Source organism: Pseudazoarcus pumilus (assembly GCF_002872475.1).
GTDB classification, from domain to species: domain Bacteria; phylum Pseudomonadota; class Gammaproteobacteria; order Burkholderiales; family Rhodocyclaceae; genus Pseudazoarcus; species Pseudazoarcus pumilus.
Genome location: NZ_CP025682.1, coordinates 2,058,485 through 2,077,054 on the forward strand (window position 1 = coordinate 2,058,485; position 18,570 = coordinate 2,077,054).

At 66.7% G+C, this 18,570-nt stretch carries 20 protein-coding genes, 1 tRNA gene and 1 pseudogene; 7 read left to right on the top strand and 15 right to left on the bottom strand.

The window, feature by feature from the left end:
* Nucleotides 1-8 precede the first annotated feature (8 nt).
* Nucleotides 9-620 carry a nucleotidyltransferase family protein gene (locus C0099_RS09905; protein ID WP_102248466.1) on the bottom strand — a complete coding sequence of 204 codons (612 nt, stop codon included), beginning with the start codon at nt 618-620 and terminating at the stop codon, nt 9-11.
* Nucleotides 621-633: 13 nt separating this feature from the next.
* Nucleotides 634-1,239, bottom strand: a complete 606-nt coding sequence (locus C0099_RS09910; RefSeq protein ID WP_102247281.1) for a UbiX family flavin prenyltransferase — start codon at nt 1,237-1,239, stop codon at nt 634-636.
* A gap of 174 nt (nt 1,240-1,413) precedes the next feature.
* Between C0099_RS09910 and C0099_RS09915 the strand changes: the two genes are divergently transcribed.
* The gene (locus C0099_RS09915) at nt 1,414-2,343 is read left to right on the top strand and encodes a LysR family transcriptional regulator (RefSeq protein WP_164084901.1); all 930 of its coding nucleotides are present in this window, start codon (nt 1,414-1,416) and stop codon (nt 2,341-2,343) included.
* A gap of 105 nt (nt 2,344-2,448) precedes the next feature.
* On the opposite strand, the gene C0099_RS09920 is transcribed toward C0099_RS09915, so the two are convergent.
* The 3 genes from C0099_RS09920 to C0099_RS09930 form a co-directional block, all read right to left on the bottom strand.
* Nucleotides 2,449-3,090, bottom strand: a complete 642-nt coding sequence (locus C0099_RS09920; RefSeq protein ID WP_199797593.1) for a DUF2959 domain-containing protein — start codon at nt 3,088-3,090, stop codon at nt 2,449-2,451.
* Between the two features lie 218 nt (nt 3,091-3,308).
* Nucleotides 3,309-4,163, bottom strand: a complete 855-nt coding sequence (locus C0099_RS09925; RefSeq protein WP_102247283.1) for a PA4780 family RIO1-like protein kinase — start codon at nt 4,161-4,163, stop codon at nt 3,309-3,311.
* The gene (locus C0099_RS09930; RefSeq protein WP_102247284.1) at nt 4,160-4,402 is read right to left on the bottom strand and encodes a VF530 family protein; all 243 of its coding nucleotides are present in this window, start codon (nt 4,400-4,402) and stop codon (nt 4,160-4,162) included. Before C0099_RS09930 ends, C0099_RS09925 begins: the two co-directional genes overlap by 4 nt.
* A gap of 840 nt (nt 4,403-5,242) precedes the next feature.
* Between C0099_RS09930 and C0099_RS09935 the strand changes: the two genes are divergently transcribed.
* Nucleotides 5,243-5,572 carry a type II toxin-antitoxin system PrlF family antitoxin gene (locus C0099_RS09935; protein WP_102247285.1) on the top strand — a complete coding sequence of 110 codons (330 nt, stop codon included), beginning with the start codon at nt 5,243-5,245 and terminating at the stop codon, nt 5,570-5,572.
* Nucleotides 5,569-6,084 (top strand): type II toxin-antitoxin system YhaV family toxin, encoded by a 516-nt coding sequence (locus C0099_RS09940; protein WP_102247286.1) that lies wholly within the window; start codon nt 5,569-5,571, stop codon nt 6,082-6,084. The genes C0099_RS09935 and C0099_RS09940 overlap by 4 nt, the downstream gene beginning before the upstream one ends.
* On the opposite strand, the pseudogene C0099_RS16330 reads toward C0099_RS09940, so the two are convergent.
* Nucleotides 6,034-6,192 (bottom strand): annotated as a pseudogene (locus tag C0099_RS16330) (hypothetical protein); the annotation flags it as partial. The gene C0099_RS09940 and the pseudogene C0099_RS16330 overlap by 51 nt on opposite strands.
* Nucleotides 6,193-6,378: 186 nt before the next feature.
* Between C0099_RS16330 and C0099_RS09945 the strand changes: the two are divergent.
* On the top strand, nt 6,379-6,756 hold the full coding sequence (locus C0099_RS09945; RefSeq protein WP_102247287.1) for a type II toxin-antitoxin system RelE/ParE family toxin: 378 nt from the start codon (nt 6,379-6,381) through the stop codon (nt 6,754-6,756).
* Nucleotides 6,737-7,075, top strand: a complete 339-nt coding sequence (locus C0099_RS09950; RefSeq protein WP_102247288.1) for a helix-turn-helix domain-containing protein — start codon at nt 6,737-6,739, stop codon at nt 7,073-7,075. The genes C0099_RS09945 and C0099_RS09950 overlap by 20 nt, the downstream gene beginning before the upstream one ends.
* A gap of 178 nt (nt 7,076-7,253) precedes the next feature.
* Here the strand turns inward: C0099_RS09950 and C0099_RS09955 are convergent, their stop codons facing one another.
* The 3 genes from C0099_RS09955 to C0099_RS09965 all read right to left on the bottom strand — a co-directional run bounded on the left by C0099_RS09955 (nt 7,254) and on the right by C0099_RS09965 (nt 9,065).
* Nucleotides 7,254-8,207, bottom strand: coding sequence for an HNH endonuclease (locus tag C0099_RS09955; RefSeq protein ID WP_102247289.1), 954 nt, complete (start codon nt 8,205-8,207; stop codon nt 7,254-7,256).
* Nucleotides 8,208-8,210: 3 nt separating this feature from the next.
* Entirely contained in the window at nt 8,211-8,594 is a 384-nt protein-coding gene (locus tag C0099_RS09960) for an HIT family protein (RefSeq protein WP_102247290.1), read from the bottom strand.
* Between the two features lie 394 nt (nt 8,595-8,988).
* Nucleotides 8,989-9,065 (bottom strand) — tRNA-Met (locus C0099_RS09965).
* A gap of 162 nt (nt 9,066-9,227) precedes the next feature.
* Between C0099_RS09965 and C0099_RS09970 the strand changes: the two genes are divergently transcribed.
* Nucleotides 9,228-10,769, top strand: coding sequence for an acyl CoA:acetate/3-ketoacid CoA transferase (locus tag C0099_RS09970; protein ID WP_228151565.1), 1,542 nt, complete (start codon nt 9,228-9,230; stop codon nt 10,767-10,769).
* A 13-nt stretch (nt 10,770-10,782) separates the two neighbouring features.
* Here the strand turns inward: C0099_RS09970 and C0099_RS16275 are convergent, their stop codons facing one another.
* The 6 genes from C0099_RS16275 to C0099_RS09995 all read right to left on the bottom strand — a co-directional run bounded on the left by C0099_RS16275 (nt 10,783) and on the right by C0099_RS09995 (nt 17,927).
* Nucleotides 10,783-12,402, bottom strand: a complete 1,620-nt coding sequence (locus C0099_RS16275; protein ID WP_164084902.1) for an amino acid ABC transporter ATP-binding/permease protein — start codon at nt 12,400-12,402, stop codon at nt 10,783-10,785.
* Nucleotides 12,389-14,044, bottom strand: a complete 1,656-nt coding sequence (locus C0099_RS16115) for an ABC transporter ATP-binding protein/permease (RefSeq protein WP_102247293.1) — start codon at nt 14,042-14,044, stop codon at nt 12,389-12,391. The genes C0099_RS16275 and C0099_RS16115 overlap by 14 nt, the downstream gene beginning before the upstream one ends.
* A complete protein-coding gene (gene cydB, locus C0099_RS09985; protein WP_102247294.1) occupies nt 14,022-15,020 on the bottom strand; it encodes a cytochrome d ubiquinol oxidase subunit II in 999 nt (332 codons plus the stop codon). Before cydB ends, C0099_RS16115 begins: the two co-directional genes overlap by 23 nt.
* Complete coding sequence (locus tag C0099_RS09990) at nt 15,017-16,456, bottom strand: cytochrome ubiquinol oxidase subunit I (protein WP_102247295.1); 1,440 nt, start codon at nt 16,454-16,456, stop codon at nt 15,017-15,019. The genes cydB and C0099_RS09990 overlap by 4 nt, the downstream gene beginning before the upstream one ends.
* Nucleotides 16,457-16,607: 151 nt before the next feature.
* Nucleotides 16,608-16,736 (bottom strand): hypothetical protein, encoded by a 129-nt coding sequence (locus C0099_RS16280; RefSeq protein WP_265734820.1) that lies wholly within the window; start codon nt 16,734-16,736, stop codon nt 16,608-16,610.
* Nucleotides 16,737-16,835: 99 nt separating this feature from the next.
* Nucleotides 16,836-17,927 carry a hypothetical protein gene (locus C0099_RS09995; RefSeq protein WP_102247296.1) on the bottom strand — a complete coding sequence of 364 codons (1,092 nt, stop codon included), beginning with the start codon at nt 17,925-17,927 and terminating at the stop codon, nt 16,836-16,838.
* Nucleotides 17,928-18,036: 109 nt separating this feature from the next.
* On the opposite strand from C0099_RS09995, the gene C0099_RS10000 reads away from it, so the two are divergent.
* Entirely contained in the window at nt 18,037-18,543 is a 507-nt protein-coding gene (locus C0099_RS10000) for a DUF4124 domain-containing protein (protein WP_102247297.1), read from the top strand.
* Nucleotides 18,544-18,570: the final 27 nt, after the last annotated feature.

Genomic DNA, 18,570 nt, shown 5'->3' on the forward strand with positions numbered 1-18,570 from the left:
CGGTCGGTTCAGCCGGCACCGTGCACCGCCAGGGCGGTGGCGAGATCGGCCGGCGTATCGATGTCGGCAAGAACTCCGGCATCGTCGCAATGGATCGGAACGAGGTCGCGACGGTGACGCGCGACCACGCTGCGCGCGCCCTCGTCACCGCCCAGGGTCAGCAACTCGTCGCGCAGGTCGGCCGAGAAGCCCACCGGGTGTCCGCGCCGCCCTGCATGCATCGGGGCAGCGATGCGCGCACCGTCGGACAGCGCGGCGGCGACCGCAGCCACGGTCTCGGTGCGCACGAAGGGCATGTCACCGAGCGCGATCAGCCAGCCAGCGGCATCGTCCGTTGCGCGGACGCCGCGGGCCAGCGACGCCCCCATCCCGCTGTCCGCATCCGCGCATTCGACACATTCGATTCCGTCCGCTTCGAATTCACCGCGCAGATTGGTCTCGCCGAAACGAACCACGGCAAGCACGCGGCCCGGCAGCGCGGCGCGCAGCGCGCGGGCGCTGGCCAACCCGATGGGCGTGCCGTCGGGCAACGCCCGGCGCAGCTTGTCACCACCGAAGCGGCGGCCACGCCCGGCGGCCAGCACGATGCCGACAATGTCGCGTGCAGCATGCGCGCTCATGACCGCGTCCACCTCAGCCGCGCGCGAGCGCACGCGGTGAGCGACGCGGGCCCTCGCCCCAGCGTTCGACCACGCCGGCATCGATGTCGAACAGGTCGAGCACGCGCCCGAGCGAGTGATCGACCAGATCCTCGATGGTCTCCGGCCGGCCGTAGAAGGCCGGCACCGGCGGCGCGACGATCGCGCCCATCTCGGCCAGTTGCGTCATCGTGCGCAAATGCCCCAGGTGCAGCGGGGTCTCGCGCACCATCAGCACCAGGCGCCGACGATCCTTGAGCACCACGTCGGCCGCGCGCGTGAGCAGGCTGGTGGTCGTACCGTGGGCAATCTCGGACATGCTGCGGATCGAGCACGGCGCGACGATCATGCCGGCCGTGCGGAACGAACCCGAAGAGATCGCCGCCGCGATATCGTGCGGCGCGTGCACGACGCTGGCCAGCGCGTGCACATCGGCGACCTTGTAGGTGGTTTCGTGCGCCAGCGTGATTTCGGCCGAACGCGACATCACCAGATGCGTCTCCATCCCGAGTTCACGCAGGATCTCGAGCAGGCGAATGCCGAACACCGCGCCGGAGGCGCCGCTGATACCAACGATGATGCGCTGCCCCGCGCGACTCACCGGACTGCTCCCGGACACGAAGGGGCGACGCTGGCTCGATGCGCCATGACTGTCTCCTCGTCGGGGTCATTGCCGAGCATGACCCTCGTTCTGTGGGAGAAAGTCTATGGAAGGGATGGCATCAGCGCCAATAATCAATCAAGATCGGTCCGATCTGATTTACTGATACCCGCCATGGACATTCGCCAGATCCAGTACTTCGTGTGCCTGTACGAGGAAGGCAACGTCACGCGCGCGGCGCGGCGACTGAACGTCGTGCAGTCGGCCTTGAGCATGCAGCTCGCGCGGCTCGAGGCCGAGACCGGGCAGAAACTGTTCGAGCGCACCTCGCGCGGCATGGTGCCCACGCAGGCCGGACGCACGCTGTTCGGACTGTTCCTGCCCATCCTGCGCGACATCGCCAACGCCCGCGAGGAGATCGCCCGGCTCGGAGAGGACGTATCGGGCGAGCTGCGCGTGGGCTTTCTGGAATCGACCACCGGCGTGCTCTCGCGCGCGCTCGCCGAGTACACCGAGCGCCACCCGCGCGTCGTGGTACGCGCGATCAACGGCTACTCGTCCTTCTTCATAGACCAGGTCACCGCCGGTCAGCTCGACATCGCGCTCATCAACCGACCGCGGCAGCGCCTGGCGCTCAATGCCACGCCGGTCCATGACGAGGAGATGGTGGTGGTCGCCGCAGCCGGCAACGACCTCGGCCTGGGGCGCGAGATCGGCATGCGCGACCTGGCCGCCTACCCGCTGGTCGTGCCCTCGCGCCAGCACGGCCTGCGCGGCGTGATCGACCGTCACGCCAACCTCGCCGGCATCGAACTCGACCCGCGGCTGGAAATCGACGCGTTGTCGGCCATCGTCGAACTGGTGACCCACGGCCGCTGGGTCACCATCCTTCCGCTGATCACCGTGCACCATGGACTCGAAAGCGGCGCCCTGCGCGCCTATCGGCTAGACGCTCCACACGTGACCCGCAGCCTGACCTGGATCCACCACCCGCGTCGTGCCCTGGGCACGGCCGCCGCCCGTTTCATGGAGATCTTCGGCCAGCATCTGGTCGAAACCGCCCGCGCGGCTGCCGGACTCGCGCACAACGGCCGCGGCAAGTGACGGCTCAGCCGCGAGGACTTCCTGCAGCATCAAAGGAAAGCCCGAGGGCATCCGCCGAGTACCGGGACATTCGCACACGGAAGGCGCAAATGGCCCCGGGCGAATTCACTGCTGCAGGGTCGCGATGAAGCGGTCGGCCTCGGCGATGGCCTCGTCCATGTCGCGCACCAGGCGGTCGACGTTGACCTGCACCCTGGCCAGTTCGCCACTCAGGCCGGCGATGGCGCGGGCGTTGAGGTTGTGCTTCATGAACAGGACCTGATCCCGCAACGGCACGAGGACCGGCTCGAGCTTCTCCTCGGCGGCCTGCATCGATGCAATCAGGCGCGCGTAGCGCACCCGTGTGGCGTCGTACTTGCGCTGGCTCTCGGCGCGCAGATGGTCGCTGGAGTACTGCTCGAGTTCCGTGCGCCATTCATCGAACAATGCCTCGGACACCGCCTCGACCGCATCGATGCGCTCGCGCACCTCGGCCGCGCCGCGCTCGCTGCGCTGCAGCGTCGCGTCCAGGCGCAGATACTCGCGCTCCAGATCACCGCCGGAAAAATCGACCACCTGGCGGAATTGCTCCATCGCCGTCAGGAACTGCTCCTTGGTCTCGCTTTGCGTGTCGCGCGCGGCCTCGACCCGATCCACCAGGATGTCACGCTTGTGAACGCCGACCTTTTCCATGGCGTCGTAATACACGTTGCTACACGCTCCCAAAGTCAGCGCGAGCGCAACGAGGATGAGCGAGCGGATGTGCATGGTGCCTCCCGTGCGTGGTCGTGGTGCGATTGTGCCATTGCATACAGGCCAGCAACGCGTGTGCGGCGAATCGACTGGGGTGCCCGCGAATCGGGCATCGGGCGCGAAGCGTTCCCGCTCAGTGGCTTGGACCGCCCATACACATCTATCCACAGACTTGCCCACGCCAACTGGGGAAAAGCCGGCGAGGCGCGACTGGCCCGGCGCCAACGCGAACGTCAGGGGTTCCCGGCCGCGTGTCTGCCGGCCTGGCGGGCGTCCTCTTCCTCGCGCGCCGCCTCGATGACCTGCATCACCTCGGCGACGTCTGCGGGCGCTTGTTCCGCCACGAACACGCCGGTGAGTGCCGTGTCGGGTTGAAGCTTGCCCGATTCGTACACGGACCAGATCTCCTTGCCGTAATCGGTATCGCGCAACTCGGGGGCGAACTGGCCGAAGTAGGCGGCCAGATTGTCCACATCGCGTTCGAGCATGGAGCGGGCGTTGTTGTTGGCCGCAGCGTCGACCGCCTGCGGCAGGTCGATGATCACCGGGCCGTCGGGATCGACGAGCACGTTGTATTCCGACAAGTCCCCGTGAACGATGCCCGCACAGAGCATGCGCACCACCTGGCGCACCAGATCGGCGTGGAAGCGCCGCGCGTCGTCCTCGCCCAGCACGACGTCGTTCAGTCGGGGAGCGGGCTCGCCGTCTTCGTCGGTGACCAGCTCCATCAGCAGCACGCCTTCGTGAAAGTCGTACGGCGTCGGCACGCGCACGCCTGCCGCGGCGAGCCGACGCAGGGCATCGACCTCGGCATGCTGCCAGGCCGCCTCCTCTTCCTGCCGGCCGTAGCGCGAGCGCTTGGCCATCGCCCGCGCCTGGCGGCTGTTCTTGATCTTGCGCCCCTCGGTGTAGTCCACAGCCTTGTGGAAGCCGCGCTTGTTGGCCTCCTTGTACACCTTGGCGCACCGCAACTCGTCGCCACACTGCACGACATAGACGGTGGCTTCCTTGCCGCTCATGAGTTGCCGCATGACGTGGTCGACGAGACCGTCGGCGACCAGCGGCTCGAGTCTGCTCGGCGTCTTCATTGGTCGCCTTTCCCGGAGGCAGCACGGAGCGTATCCAGATACAGGACTTCGACCTGCGCTCGCGCCCATGGGGTACGCCGCAGGAACTTGAGGCTCGACGGAATGCTGGGCTCGTGGATGAAGCAGCGAATGTTCAGCCGCCGCCCCAGTTCCTCCCAGCCGTGACGCGCCACAAGCTCGTTGAGAATCTTCTCCAGCGTCAGGCCATGCAGCGGGTTGTTGCGTTGGGGACTGCTCATCGTGTTCTCGCAAGTGCGCACTGCGGCGTGCGCGGTTCCAAGGCCCGCCCGGCGACGCTTGCCACCGCGGCCGGTCCCGAATGATAGTGGACGGAGCGAAACGCCGGTCCAGCATCGGCACCAGCGACGAGCAGTGACAAAACTTGCGCAAAAATGGGTGGCAAAAAGGCCGCGCGCATTCACCGGGGCCAATTCGTGCCCAGTCGGCTCGGGCAACAAAAAAGCCAACCACCGTCAAGTGATTGGCTTTCAAGTTTTGTGTCTGGTTGCGGGGGCAGGATTTGAACCTGCGACCCGGGTTATGAGATCGAAAGAATCGCTCGGCAACGGGAGCAATCTGTTGCGTCTCAATCGGCACAAAACGCCCCAACCCTGCAATTCCGCCATTTTCGGAAGCCCACTGTGTGACACATCGGAAAGACGGCATTTCTCAACAAGCATCGTCTGTCACACCGAGTTCGCAAAAAAGTTGCACCAGCGTCTGCGAGAGACTCTAACAGGAATCGTCACCGCTGACCTTCGGTCACCCGATTTCGGACCGTTCTTCGCGGTGCTGGACAGCACTGCCCAGGTCACGCTCATCACTCCGGGGCGGCGGATGCTCCCCCTGCTCTGACGTCTGTCCGGGACGATGTGTTCGTACCCTGCCGTTGTGGAGCTCGCCAAGCCCTGCTGCCCGGTGTCCGGTCGCCTCGATCGACAAGGTCGGATTTCTGACAGCGGCGTGACCGCGTGCGCTCGCGGTGCGCACGGCAACGCGCATGACAATGCATCCGCATTGCCATAACAATGCATTCGCATTACCATCTGCGCATCACCTCAGATCTGCAGGAAGCTGTCATGACCGCACCCCTCGAAGTCGAATCTACCCTCACCGATCGCTACCAGACGACGGTACCCGAAACCGTTCGCCGCGCCCTCAAACTGGGCAAGCGCGACAGGATTCACTACGCCATTCGCCCGAACGGAGAGGTCGTCTTGACGCGTGCAGTAGCGCCCGGGGATGACGATCCAGTGCTCGGCCAGTTCCTCGGGTTTCTGGCGGCCGACATCACGCGCCATCCAGAGCGGTTGCAATCCCTGGATTCCGCTCTGGTCGATCGACTCCAGTCCCTGGTTGGCGATATCGATGTCGATCTGGATGCAGTTCTTTCAGCGGACGATGAATGAGCGCCACAGAACCCGAACCCTTGGTCATTCATGGATGGACCGTCTTCGCTCATCCGCTCTTCCTTGAACAGGTCGATGCGCTGGCGCGACAGGTCGAGGTGCTCGCACGCAAAGACCCGGTCGGTTACGTCAGGAAAAACGCCAGCAAGAGACTGGCAGCCATCACCCGGCTCGCATTCGATGTCATCCCGCAGGATCCGACTCGTCGCGAGTACCGCCAGGGCGGCACGCTGGGTGACGATCACAAACATTGGTTCCGGGCCAAGTTCTTCCAGCAGTATCGGCTCTTCTTCCGCTATCACGCCTCGAGCAAAGTGATCGTATATGCCTGGGTGAACGACGAAGACACCAAGCGGGCCTTTGAAAGCAACGACGACGCCTACCGGGTTTTCAGCAAGATGCTCGCGAGCGGGCGTCCGCCGGACGATTGGAATCAACTGCTGACGCAGGCGCGCGAAGAGTCAGCGCGGATGCGCGAGTCGTTCGAGAGAACCGGAGCGATAAGACGATAACGCACACTGCAATGCGCGTTCGGCGAACTGCATCGCGTCCGGTGTGATCAACGTTCGATCGAACGCCCAGTGCATGCCAGACGTCAATGCCAGTCCGTTGCGCGGTTCGTCGTGCCCGGCTTCGCGGTAGTGCCTGCGGACTCACCTGCCAGCCCTCCACGCCCGTTACGGCAGGTGCCACTGCCAATCGCCAATCACGCCGTTGCTGATGGGTGACCCGACCACGGATATCGCCGAGCGCACCTCGTGCCGTTACGCTTCCGCGGATTACCTGAACAGGTATAAACTTCCGGCATGCCCGAAAAGGAAAAACCGCTCCAATGGATCGGAAGCAGCTACAAGGATCTGTTGGCGCTGCCCCCTGACGTGCGTCGACGTTTCGGTTACGCACTGTCACTGGCTCAGATGGGCGACCAGGACGACGCTGCGAAGGCGCTCAAGGGCTTCGGCGGTGCAGGCGTGCTGGAAGTCGTCGAAGACAATGTCGGCGGCACCTACCGGGCGGTCTACACGGTAAAGTTTGCGGAATCAGTGTTCGTGCTGCACTGCTTTCAGAAGAAGAGCAAGAGCGGGATCGCCACGCCCAAAGCGGACATGGACATCATTCGTACTCGGCTGAAGGTGGCCGAGTCGTTGGCACAGGAGCTACGAAATGCAAAGACGAATCGTTGACGGCATCGAGGTTCAACACAGCTCGGGCAACGTGTTCGCCGACCTGAAGCTGCCCGATGCCGAGAAACTGAAAGTCAAGACCGGGCTGGTGGTCGAGATCAGGAAGGCGATACGCGCTCTGGGGCTGACACAACAAGCGGCGGCCAAGCGCATGGGCATCCCGCAACCGAAGGTATCGGGCATGATGCGAGGTGACTTTACGAATCTGTCCGAGCGCAAGCTGATGGACTGTTTGAACCGTCTTGGCTACGACATCGAAATCAAGGTGCGGCCTGCAGCCGAGCCAGTCGGGCATCTGACGCTCGCAACCACCACCTGACCAGGAGCGTCACGACGGGCGAACCGCCTTCGCCTCAAGGCCTATCCGTCGCAGCGTCCATCGCTGTACTGCGGCAGTCGGTCACGCGGTCAGGACCCGCAAATGCGTCTTCAGCGCGTTGCGGCTAGCCTTGGTGAACGGCGACGAATCCATCATCACCGACCCGGGCCGGGGTGAATCAACTCGCCAACCTCGCCAGGCGCCACTCGATGGCGTCCCGCTTCGGATAGAGACGTGCCTCACGCGGGAGAAACAACGGCTTGCCATCGAGTTCAGCCAGTGTGCGGTGATCGGGTACGCGCGAGTCCAGCACTTTGCTGACCCGCCAACGGTATTCGGCATCCGGCGTGATCAGGTTCCGATCGAACGCCCAATGCATGTCAGGCGTCAATGCCAGACCGTTGCGCGGGTCGTCGTCCCCGGCTTCGCTGAACGGATGAATATGGGCCGCCTCCACCAGCGCCGAGCCGTCGAGCAGAACGAGCCGCAGTCCCGTTGCCGCACAACGGAAATCGTAGCTCTCCGTGACCACACGCCTGAAGGCCGGATTGCGCACATAGCCTGGCAGCACCTCGGATGCCATACGGCCATCTCGATCCAGACGACGTAGCTCACGCTCGTAACGGCTGATCTCGCCACCGCGGCTGACAACCGAGGCCAGATCCTGCAAGCCCCGATCGAACCACGTTTGCGACAACGCCTCGCTCAGGACATCGATCGCGACCGGATCCTGCAGCAGCGCGAACAGTTCGGGGTCGAGGCTCGCGTAGTCGATGTTGTCCGTCACCTGCCGAACCGAGCGTGCCGTGCTCATGTTCGCGACGATGGCTTCCCGCCCTGCCCTCGGGTGCAGGTGCCAAAAGCCGTCGGCACCCCCGCGCAGCCTGCCCGCCAGGTGAAAGAAGGGGAAATGCGGATTCGGATGGTCGCCCTCGCGCCTGACCGCATCGAAGTACAGCGCATAGCGTTCGAGCAGAGGTGGCGCAAAATCGATCCGATTCCCGGTCAACGCCCCGCTTCGCGCCAGATCCAGAACGGCGAGCAGCATGCAGACCTTGTGCGGGCTCGCACGCCCGTGCCGGACATTGACGTTCAACCGCGCCAACCGCTCACGATAGTCAGACAAGGTCATCGCTCAATCCCAGTACCTGGCCTTGGCGGGAATCACCCATCGCACGCCCCCGCGCGGGTCCGCGACATCCCCCACGAAGCGCGGTATCAGATGCATGTGGACGTGCATCACCGTCTGTCCGGCTGCCCGACCGTCGTTGATGCCGATGTTGAAGCCGTCCACAGCGAAGGTCGCTGCGAGTTCATGCCGTGCCAAATCGAGCAGCGCGAACATCGCCTCGCGCTCTGCCGGCTTCACGTCCGCATAAGAGGCTACATGCCGTCGCGGAATCACCAGCGTGTGGCCCGGCGACACCGGATATGCGTCGCGGAGGACAAACGCCAGATCGTTCGCGAGGACGACTCGCGAGTCCGGCAGATCGCAAAACGGGCATACGACATCACGCATAGATCTGACGGGCAAACATCTGTACGTCCTGATTTTTTCAATCCTTGGGACCGACACACGCAGAACTCCGATCATCAGACCAGGATCGACGCGCGAAAAGAGCTCTTTCGATCAAAAAATGCGTGTTACCAAGAATAACCCCTCAGAGCGGTTTTTTTTGAACGGGGTAACACCCGCGCGACCACGCACGTCTGATGGCTGAGCGGACAATCCAGGATGGGCACACACGGGAAATGAACCGAAGGTCCATTCCCATGATCTTGCGGCCGACTCGCCACTCGCAATGGGCACGGCGTGGGCACGAAATGGGCACAGAAGCCGGCTCGTGCCCATTCAGGCTCGGGAAACAAAAAAGCCAACCACCGTCAAGTGATTGGCTTTCAAGTTTTGTGTCTGGTTGCGGGGGCAGGATTTGAACCTGCGACCTTCGGGTTATGAGCCCGACGAGCTGCCAGACTGCTCCACCCCGCGTCTGGAGAACGAAACTATATCCGGATGACTGCTGCGTGTCAATCATGTTCGTGATTTCTGCCTTCGACGAATGACGCGTCGGCTTGGGGCCGGGCTTGGGCGCGGGGCGCGCGGTATAGTCGGCAAGAGTGTCTGAACGGGGCGCATATGGTGGGCAAGCAGATGTCGGCAGCCGACGCGGTGGCGCTGATCCGCAGCGGTGACACGGTGTGCACCTCGGGTTTCGTCGGCATCGGCGTACCGGAGGAGTTGCTGATCGCACTGGAGCAACGCTTTCTCGACACAGGCGAGCCGCGCGATCTGGGGCTGATGTTCGCGGCCGGTCAGGGGGACGGGCGCGAGCGCGGGCTCAACCGGCTGGGGCATGCGGGCCTGGTGCGGCGCGCGATCGGCGGGCACTGGGGGCTTGTGCCGAAACTCGGGCGGCTCGCGCTGGACGGGCGGATCGAGGCGTGGAACCTGCCTCAGGGCGTGATCTCGCACCTGTATCGCGACATCGCGGCCGGGCGGCCGGGCGCGGTGACGCGCATCGGGCTGGGTACCTTTGTCGATCCGCGCATCGAGGGCGGGCGCATCAACGCACGCAGCACCGACGACGTGGTGGCGCTGATCGAACTGGCCGGCGAGGAATTCCTGTTCTACAAACGCTTCCCGATCCACGTCGCGCTGATCCGCGCGACCACGGCCGACACCCGCGGCAACCTGACGATGGAACGCGAGGCGCTCACGCTCGACAGCCTGGCGATGGCGAGCGCTGCGCGCAATTGCGGCGGCCGCGTCATCGCGCAGGTCGAGCGTGTGGTCGAGGCCGGCACGCTGAACTCACGCGACGTGGTGGTACCGGCGGCCCTGGTCGATGTCGTCGTCGTGGCGCGGCCCGAGAACCACCACCAGACCTTCGCCACCGGCTATTCGCCCTACTTCGCCGGCGCGGCACGCATGGACGCGGGCGAGGCCCCGCTGCCGCTCGACATACGCAAGGTCATCGCGCGTCGCTGTGCGCTGGAGCTTCCCTCCGGCGGCGTCGTGAATCTGGGCATCGGCATGCCGGAGGGCGTGGCCACGGTGGCCGACGAGGAAGGCGTGCTCGATCGCGTCACGCTCACCGCCGAACCCGGCGTAATCGGCGGGCGTCCGGCGGGCGGGCTGGACTTCGGCGCGGCGGTCAATACCGACGCCATCGTCGCGCAGAACCAGCAGTTCGACTTCTACGACGGCGGCGGACTGGATCTGGCGGTGCTCGGCATGGCCGAGGCGGATGCGGTCGGCAACGTCAATGTGAGCCGCTTCGGCGACCGCCTGGCCGGCGCGGGCGGCTTCATCAACATCAGTCAGAGCGCGCGCACGGTAGTATTCGCCGGTACCTTCACGGCGGGCGGACTCGAAGTGGAGATCGGCGAGGGACGGCTCGCCATCGTGCATGAAGGTCGCGCGCGCAAGTTCATCGAGCACGTGGGCCAGATCACGTTCAGCGCGGCACAGGCCATCGCAAGCGGGCGTCGCGTGCTCTACGTGACCGAACGCGCGGTCTTCCGTCTCGGGGCCGACGGCCTCGAACTGGCCGAGGTCGCGCCCGGCATCGACGTGGAGCGGGACGTACTCGCGCAGATGGGCTTTCGTCCGTGCATGCACGAAGTGCGCACAATGGACCCGGCGCTGTTCCGCGACGCGCCGATCGGGCTGGCCGCGCGCATCGGCGGCTGAAGAATCGTCGCGCTCAGCGACGTTCGATACGCGGCCAGTGCGCCGGAAAGCATTCCGGCTCGTGCGTGGCGATGACCGCGCAGCGGCGCACGAGCCACGGCTCGAGTGCGCTCATCGCGCGCTCGCGCGCGGCCTCGTCCAGTCCGGAAAACGGCTCGTCGAGCAGGGCCAGCGCGGGATCGCGCAGCAGCAGCCAGGCCAGCAGCACGCGCCGCGCCTGACCGCCGGACAGGTTCGCGGCGCCCTCGCCTACGCGGGTGCGCAGGCCGCGTGTGCCGCCGTCGGCGAACTCGTCCAGTCCGACCGCGAGCAGCAGCCGCGAGGCCTCGTGCGCGTCCACGTCGGGTCGAGCGAGCCGCAGGTTGGCGAACACGCTGGCGTCGAGCAGTACCGTGTCCTGCGCCAGCAGCGCCACGTCCGAAGCGCCACATTCGGCCAGGGCCCGATCGCCGATACGGACCTGGCCTGCCAGCGGGTCGAGCTCGCCGGCCAGCGTGGCGAGCAGCGCGGACTTGCCACTGCCGCTGGGCCCGCACACGAGCAAGGGCACCCCGGGCTCCAGGTCGAGATCGAGTCCGTGCCACAACGGGCGCCGCGCATCGAATCCGACCACGAGCGCGCGCGCCGTGATCGCCGCCCCCGCATCGCCGCGCGGCTGCACATCGTCCGCGAGCACAGCGCCGCCGAAGTCCAGCCGCGCGGCCGCAGCCAGGCTCTCGCCCAGCCGCCAGCCCGCCCCCGGCAGGCTCGCCAGCGCCTCGCCCAGTCCCAGCACCATCAGCGCCAGCAATACCGCGACCGGCCCGGAGATGCTGCCGTCGACATGCGCGGACAGCGCGAGCGCGAGCATCGCCAGCGTCCCCAGCCCGACGAGTGCCTGCACCGCGTGCTCGGCAAGCGCCGCCACGGCGCTCTGGCCGTCGAGGCGGCGCGAATGCGTACGCGCGAGTTCGGCGAGTGTCGCGCGACTCGCATCGAGCCGGCCATACACGGCCAGTTCGGCCATGCCGTCGACGTGATCGAGCAGCGCGATGCGCTCGCGCGCACGCCCCGCCACCAGCGCCTCACCGCAGCGACGGCCGGCACGCCCGGCGAACATTGCGGCGCAGAGCACCGCGACGGCGACCCCGATCACCAGCGTCGCGGCCGTCCAGCCCGCCAGCCAGCCGGCCAGCGCGGCCGCGAATCCGGTCGAGGCCAGCGCTGCAAGCGTCGGTGCAATCACGCGCAGCGGCACGGCGTCGAGCGTGTCGATATCGGCCACCAGCCGCGTCTGCCAGTCGCCGCTTCGCAGCCGGCGCTGCGCGACCGGGGGCAGCGAGGCGATGCGTTCGAAGGCATCGCAGCGCAGTTCGGCCAGGCGGCGCAGCACCGCCTCGTGGCCGACCACACGCTCACCGTAGCGCGCTACCGTGCGCAGCAACGCCGCCGCGCGGATCCCCGCGGCCGGGGTGAAGATGTTCAGGCCGGCCAGCGCACCCAGCCCGGCCAGTGCACTGGCGGTGACGAACCAGCCCGACAGGGCCAGCAGCGCGACGCCCGCCACCCAGGTCAGCGCGAGCAGCGCGGCAGTCGCGGCCAGCCAGCGACGACCACCGACCAGCAGAACGTGCAGCGGATCAGACCGGCGCATCGACGACCTCCTCGAGACGCGCGTTCGCCAGATGCAGCACGCGGCCGGCGCGTGCGATGGCCCGTACATCGTGGGTGGCGACCAGCAAGCCGGCGCCACGCTCGCGCGCCATCGTCATGAGGCTGGACCACAAGGCCTCGGCGGTTTCATCGTCGAGTCCGCGCGTGGGCTCGTCGAGCAGCCAAAGGCGCGCGCCCGACAGCCACGCACGGGCCAGCGCAACGCGCTGCGCCTGCCCGCCGGACAGACCGCGCCGGCCTTCTCCGATTGCGGTGTCCAGCCCGTCGGGCAGCGCCGAATCATCCACCGCAAGGCCGGCCGCTGCGAGCGCCTCGCCAAGCCGCGCGTCGTCCGCATCCGGTGCCGCCAGCCGCAGGTTGTCACGCAGCGTGCCGTGGAACAGATGCCCTGCCTGGGCCAGCCAGGCAATGTCGGCCACGCGCTCGAGCCGGCCTGCGCGTGGCGCGATGAAGCCGGCGCAGACGGCCAGCAGCGTCGACTTGCCGGCACCGCTGGCGCCGGTCAGCACGACGATCTCGCCCGAACTCACGCGCAGCGCGACCGCCTCGACGACGGACGGCGCGTCTGCGGCAGGCGAGACGCTCAGTGCGTCCGCGACAAGCAGTGCATCGCCGCGCGGCGCAGGCGGTGCCGCAGCCGGTGCGACGCGCATACCGTCGATCGCCGTGGCGAGCGCGCGCGCCGCCGACAGCGCGCCGGCACGGTCGTGCCAGCCCTGCGCGAAGGCGCGCAACGGCGCGAAGAACTCGGGCGCGAGCAGCAATACGAACAGGCCGGCAAAGGGCGTGATGCCCGGCGTGTCGCCGCCGCCGAGCAGCGCGAAGCCGACGTGGATGGCGACCAGTCCGATCGCGATGGCAGAGAACAGCTCCATCACCGCCGAGGACAGAAAGGCCACGCGCAGCACGCGCATCGACATCTGCCGGTAACGATCTGCCGCCGCAAACACCTCGCGCGCGCTGCGTTGGAGCGCACCGCTGCGCCGGATCAGGTCGAGCGCGCGCAGACGGTCGAGAAAATGCGCCTCCATGCGACCTTGCTCGTGCTGCTGGCGGGCGTGCACGCGCGCGCTGCGCAAACCGGTGAGCACCATGAAGGCGAGGATCAGCGGGGCCGAGGCGGCGAGCAGAAACGCCGCAAAAACGTCCTGGCTTGCGGCGGCGAACAGTACCAGCGGTGGCACGATGCAGGCCGCGTCACGCGCGGGGGCATAGCGCGCCGGCCACGCCGACAAGGCGTCCACATCGTTGTGATAGCGCGCGGCCCACGCCGCCCCGCCCTCGCGCGCCAGCGCATGCGGTCCCAGGGCATCCATGCGCCGGCGCAGGCGCTCGCGCACGTCATCGCGCACGGCGCGCGCAGCACACAAGGCGACCGTCTCGCGCACTACCGCACACGCGAATCGCAGCATCACGGCGCCAATCGCCAGCAGCCATATCCACCCGGCGGGAAATTCGCCGCGGAATACCGTCGCGTCGATTGCCAGCGCGATGGCCGCGGCCTGCGCGACGACCGCCAGACCCACGGCGACGGATGCCGCGCGTCCGGCCTGCTGCCCGCGGCCCGCCGGCCCCAGCAGCTGCGCCAGCCGCGCGCGCTCAGTGATATCCGTCGCCGGCACGCACCTTGCCGCGGAACACGTAGTAGGTCCAGGCGGTGTACATCAGCACGAACGGAATCACGAAGAGCACGCCGACGAGCAGGAAGAGCTGGCTCTCCGGCGCGGAAGCGGCATCGTGGAAGGTGTAGCTGGGCGGCACGACGTAAGGCCACTTGGACAGCAGCAGGCCGCCGTAGAACAGCATGAACAGCACGATGGTGGCGATGAACGGCGTGGCGTCGTGGCCGAGCTTGAGGAAGCGCCACAACGCGAACGCGACCGCCGCGGTGAGCACCGGGAAGATCCACAGCCAGGTCACGAAGTCGAACCAGCGACCGCGCACATAGTCGTCGACCAGCGGCGTCCATACGCTGATGATCAAGAAGAACAACATGACCGCCTTGAGCAGGCGCAGCGCGAACTCGCGCACGCGCGCCTGCAACGGCCCTTCCGTCTTGAGCACCAGCCAGCATGCACCGATCAGTGCGTAGCCGAACACCAGCGCGAAGCCGGTCATCACGGTGAAGGGCGTGAGCCAGTCCATCGCACCACCGACGTAACGCCCATCCACGGTCTCGAAGCCCTCGATGAAGGTGCCGACCACCGCGCCCTGGGCGAAGGCGGCGACCAGCGAACCAAGGAAGAAGGCCGCGTTCCAGAAGCGGCGCCGCCCCGACGGCGCCTTGAAGCGGAACTCGAAGGCGATGCCGCGAAAGATCAGCCCGCCGAGCATCAGGAACACGCCGATGTAGAGCGCCGGCAGGAACACCGTGTAGACCAGCGGAAAGGCCGCCAGCAGGCCTGCGCCGCCGAGCACCAGCCAGGTCTCGTTGCCGTCCCACACCGGCGCGACCGAGTTCATCATCACATCGCGCTCGGCGTCGTCGCGCGCAAACGGAAAGAGAATCCCCACCCCGAGGTCGAAGCCGTCGGCGAGCACGTACATCAGCACACCGAAGCCGATCAGCACGATCCAGACATAGACGAGATCGATCATCGAGCACCTCCTGTGGCCGGAGTCTGCGCGTCGGCCGGCGGCTCGTCACCGACGTCGAGTTCGACATCAGCGACCGACAGCGGGCGCTTGGGCCGCATGTAGATCTCGTCGATTCCCTCGGGCTCATCCGACATTCCCTTGCGCACCACGCGGGTCAGGTAATACACGCCGGCCGAGAACACCACCGCGTAGATCGCCATGTAGCCGATCAGCGAGAACAGCGCCATGCCGCCGGTGAGGCTGGGGGTGAGGCCATCGGCGACGCTGATCTCCTGCCACAGCATCCACGGCTGGCGCCCGACCTCGGTGACGATCCAGCCGGCCAGCACCGCGATGAAGGGCATCGGCGTCATCAGTCGCAGCACCTGCAGATAGGCCGGGCTGTCAGCCAGCCGCCCGCGCCACATCAGCACCACGCCCCAGGCGGCGACCGCGATCATCGCCAGGCCGATGGCGATCATCACGCGGAAGGCCCAGAACACGATGAACACATTGGGACGCTCCTCCGGCGACCATTCCTCCAGGCCGCGTACCTCGCCGTCCCACTCGTGCGTGAGGATCAGGCTGGCGAGCTTCGGGATGGCGATCTCTGCATGGTTGGTGGCGGCATCCTGGTCGGGCCACGCGAAGAGCAGCAGCGGCAGGCCCCGCTGCGTCTCCCAGGCGCCTTCCATCGCAGCGACCTTGGAAGGCTGGTGCGCGAGCGTATTGAGCCCGTGCAGGTCACCGACGAAGGCCTGCAGCGGCGCGATGCACACCAGCATCACCAGACACATGCGCAGCGCCTTCATGCTTGGCCCCACCGCATGGCGGCGCAGCACGTAGTAGGCCGATACGCCGGCAACGACGAAGCCACCGGTCAGGAACGAGGCCAGCGCCATGTGCGTGAAGCGATACGGGAAGGACGGATTGAACAACGCTGCCGACCAGTCGACCACATGCACGATGCCATCACGCATCTCGTAGCCGGCCGGCGTGTGCATCCACGAATTGGTCGCGAGAATCCAGAACGACGAGATGAAGGTGCCGACCGCCACCATGATCGCGGCGAACAGGTGCAGTCCTGGCGGCACGCGGCCACGTCCGAAAAGCAGCACACCGAGGAAGGACGCCTCCAGGAAGAAGGCCGTGACGACCTCGTAGGAGAGCGTCGGGCCGATGAAATTGGCCGTGCGGTAGGAGAACTCGCTCCAGTTGGTGCCGAACTGGAAGGCCATCACCAGCCCGGACACCACCCCCATGCCGAACACCACCGCGAAGATCTTGATCCAGAACTGCGACAGTCGCGCCCATTCGGGCGAGCGCGTGCGGAATGCGATGGTCTCGAGAACCGCGACGTAGGTCGCCAGCCCGATCGTGAACACCGGAAAGATGGCGTGAAAGGACACCACGAAGGCAAACTGGATGCGGGACAGCAGCAGCGGATCGAGTTCCACGTCACCTCCTCGGGCAGCACACGACCCAGTATAGAAGCCGTACGCGTATCGCCAAGTTCCCGCACGCGCGAACTTCAGCCACCGCAAACGAAAACGCGGCCGCCGGCGTCCCGGCGACCGCGCTGCACGGACCGAAGCAATGCGGCCCGGCTCATTTCTTCATGAGTGCCGGCGGTGCATCCCCGGCACGCTTCTTTTCCTGTTTGTCCTTGCGCTTTTCCTTGGCGTTCTTGAGCGGCTTCTTCTTGTCTTCCCGACTGCTGCTGCGTTCCTTGCTCATGGCTGTTGCTCCTGAAGGGCACCGATCCGTGATCAATGCTCGTCCAGTATAGAGCGCGCCGATCGCCGCGGTGCACTGACGCAAGACTGAATTTTCGTCTCACGCGAAAGCCGCGCGCGAGCGTCCGCGCAGACGGCGGTCGATCGCGCGCGCCAGCGCCGCCACCGCTCCCAGCACCAAGGCCAGCGGCCGCAACAGGAACTGCGCGAGCCACAACAATGGAAACAGCACCAGCGCCCAGCCGCCGAACTGCGCGGCCCACACCGGCCAGCCGAACGTCTCGGCCACACGGGCGAAGGCGGCGTTGAGCACCGACGGATGACGCAGCGCGATGTAGCCCAGCGCGAGCGGCGCGCCGAATTTGGCCACGCGCAGCCCGATCGCGCTGCCGCGCAGCAGGCCGGCACCGAGCGCGGCGTTGCGCTCGGCAAAGCCGACGCGCGCCGCGCCGCCCGCACCGCGCCCCAGGCGCAGCACCTTGAGCGCGCTGATGCCGATCGCCACATCCACCGCCGCCCAGCCCAGGTCGGCCAGGCGCACCGCCTCGTCGCTGCGCACGCGCGTCTCCAGCCCGCGGATACCGCCTGCGAAGAAGCTGGCCAGCCCTTCGAGCGCGCGCTCGGTCTGGATCCAGCTCACAAGGCCATCCTCGGCAACCTCGAACTGGCCGAGAAAGCCATGACCGTCGGTGGCGATGAAATCGATCGCATAACGCCCCCGTTCGACGGGCGTCAGGTCGGTCGGAGGCGGCGCCGGAATCGCCTCACCGTTCCAGCGCCAGCGCAGCGCGTCGATCGCGTCCGAGGTGCGCTTGCGCAGGGTCAGCGTCCCGATGTCGTGATCCATGAAGTAGCGAATCGGCGGCAGCACCGCCTCGCCATGGCGACGCAGGATGTCGCGAAACAGCGGATCATCGCCATATAGCGGCAGGATGGTGCGCGCCATGTCGGGATAACGGCGCAGCGCCAGCCAGGCCTTGGTCGCGAGCACCGCGTCTTCGGCACCGGCATAATCGACGAACACCGCCTGCACTTCGAGCGCCTCGTCGAGCAGTTCGCCGGCCTGCGCCGGCATCAGGCGCTCGACCTGTACCGCCAGCACGCGCTGCTCGACCGTCTGCGGTACCCACAGCCACGCCAGCAGGGCCGCCAGCGCGAGCGCCATGAACGCGGGAAAGAGCAGTCTTCGCATCGATGGGCCTCCGGTAGCGATTTCCGGGATAGTACGCCCGTCTTTCGCGGTCACAGGAACGTGTCCCTGCTCCACCGGACTATGATGGAGTGATCGCACGGAGGCCCGCATGAACCGCTTCATCCTCACTCTCGCGCTCGCTCTGGCGCTTGCCACGAGCGCGCAGGCACAGATCTTCCGCTGTGACGACGGCAAGGGTGGCACGCTGTACACCCAGCAACCCTGCGAAGACGGCGCACAGGTGGTCGACCCCGGCCCCAACGCCGAACTCGCCGAGGGCGCGCGCGAGGCTGCGCTACGCCGCGAGATCGAGCAATTGCGCGAGGACATCCGCCGCCTCGAGGAACAACGCGCGGCGGCGCCCTACGACGGCCCCGACTACGGCCGCAGCGAATCGGACCTGCGCGCCGATCAGGCCAGTTCCTACGCCTGCAAGCAGGCCATGCGCTCATACGAGATCAGCGCCAACTCGATCAAGCGTGCCGACGTCGAACAAAAGCGCGTGGCGATGTACGCCGCCTGCGGCATGCGCGAACCCGACCGCCACATCGACCCCTACGACGATCGCTACCGAGACCCCTATCGCCGTGGCGGCACGACGGTGATCGTGCGCTGAAGCTGCGTTTGCGGAGTGCCCGCAAGG

Excerpts from the sequence above, each read along its gene's own strand:
- C0099_RS16275 (WP_164084902.1), bottom strand. The coding sequence starts at position 12,402 with ATGCGCCGGTCTGATCCGCTGCACGTTCTGCTGGTCGGTGGTCGTCGC.
- C0099_RS09935 (WP_102247285.1), top strand. The coding sequence starts at position 5,243 with ATGACCGCACCCCTCGAAGTCGAATCTACCCTCACCGATCGCTACCAG.
- C0099_RS09905 (WP_102248466.1), bottom strand. The coding sequence starts at position 620 with ATGAGCGCGCATGCTGCACGCGACATTGTCGGCATCGTGCTGGCCGCC.
- C0099_RS10000 (WP_102247297.1), top strand. The coding sequence starts at position 18,037 with ATGAACCGCTTCATCCTCACTCTCGCGCTCGCTCTGGCGCTTGCCACG.
- cydB (WP_102247294.1), bottom strand. The coding sequence starts at position 15,020 with ATGATCGATCTCGTCTATGTCTGGATCGTGCTGATCGGCTTCGGTGTG.
- C0099_RS09925 (WP_102247283.1), bottom strand. The coding sequence starts at position 4,163 with ATGAAGACGCCGAGCAGACTCGAGCCGCTGGTCGCCGACGGTCTCGTC.
- C0099_RS09920 (WP_199797593.1), bottom strand. The coding sequence starts at position 3,090 with ATGCACATCCGCTCGCTCATCCTCGTTGCGCTCGCGCTGACTTTGGGA.
- C0099_RS09995 (WP_102247296.1), bottom strand. The coding sequence starts at position 17,927 with ATGCGAAGACTGCTCTTTCCCGCGTTCATGGCGCTCGCGCTGGCGGCC.
- C0099_RS09955 (WP_102247289.1), bottom strand. The coding sequence starts at position 8,207 with ATGACCTTGTCTGACTATCGTGAGCGGTTGGCGCGGTTGAACGTCAAT.
- C0099_RS16280 (WP_265734820.1), bottom strand. The coding sequence starts at position 16,736 with ATGAGCAAGGAACGCAGCAGCAGTCGGGAAGACAAGAAGAAGCCGCTC.
- C0099_RS09970 (WP_228151565.1), top strand. The coding sequence starts at position 9,228 with ATGTCGGCAGCCGACGCGGTGGCGCTGATCCGCAGCGGTGACACGGTG.
- C0099_RS09940 (WP_102247286.1), top strand. The coding sequence starts at position 5,569 with ATGAGCGCCACAGAACCCGAACCCTTGGTCATTCATGGATGGACCGTC.
- C0099_RS09950 (WP_102247288.1), top strand. The coding sequence starts at position 6,737 with ATGCAAAGACGAATCGTTGACGGCATCGAGGTTCAACACAGCTCGGGC.
- C0099_RS09915 (WP_164084901.1), top strand. The coding sequence starts at position 1,414 with ATGGACATTCGCCAGATCCAGTACTTCGTGTGCCTGTACGAGGAAGGC.
- C0099_RS09945 (WP_102247287.1), top strand. The coding sequence starts at position 6,379 with ATGCCCGAAAAGGAAAAACCGCTCCAATGGATCGGAAGCAGCTACAAG.
- C0099_RS09930 (WP_102247284.1), bottom strand. The coding sequence starts at position 4,402 with ATGAGCAGTCCCCAACGCAACAACCCGCTGCATGGCCTGACGCTGGAG.
- C0099_RS09960 (WP_102247290.1), bottom strand. The coding sequence starts at position 8,594 with ATGCGTGATGTCGTATGCCCGTTTTGCGATCTGCCGGACTCGCGAGTC.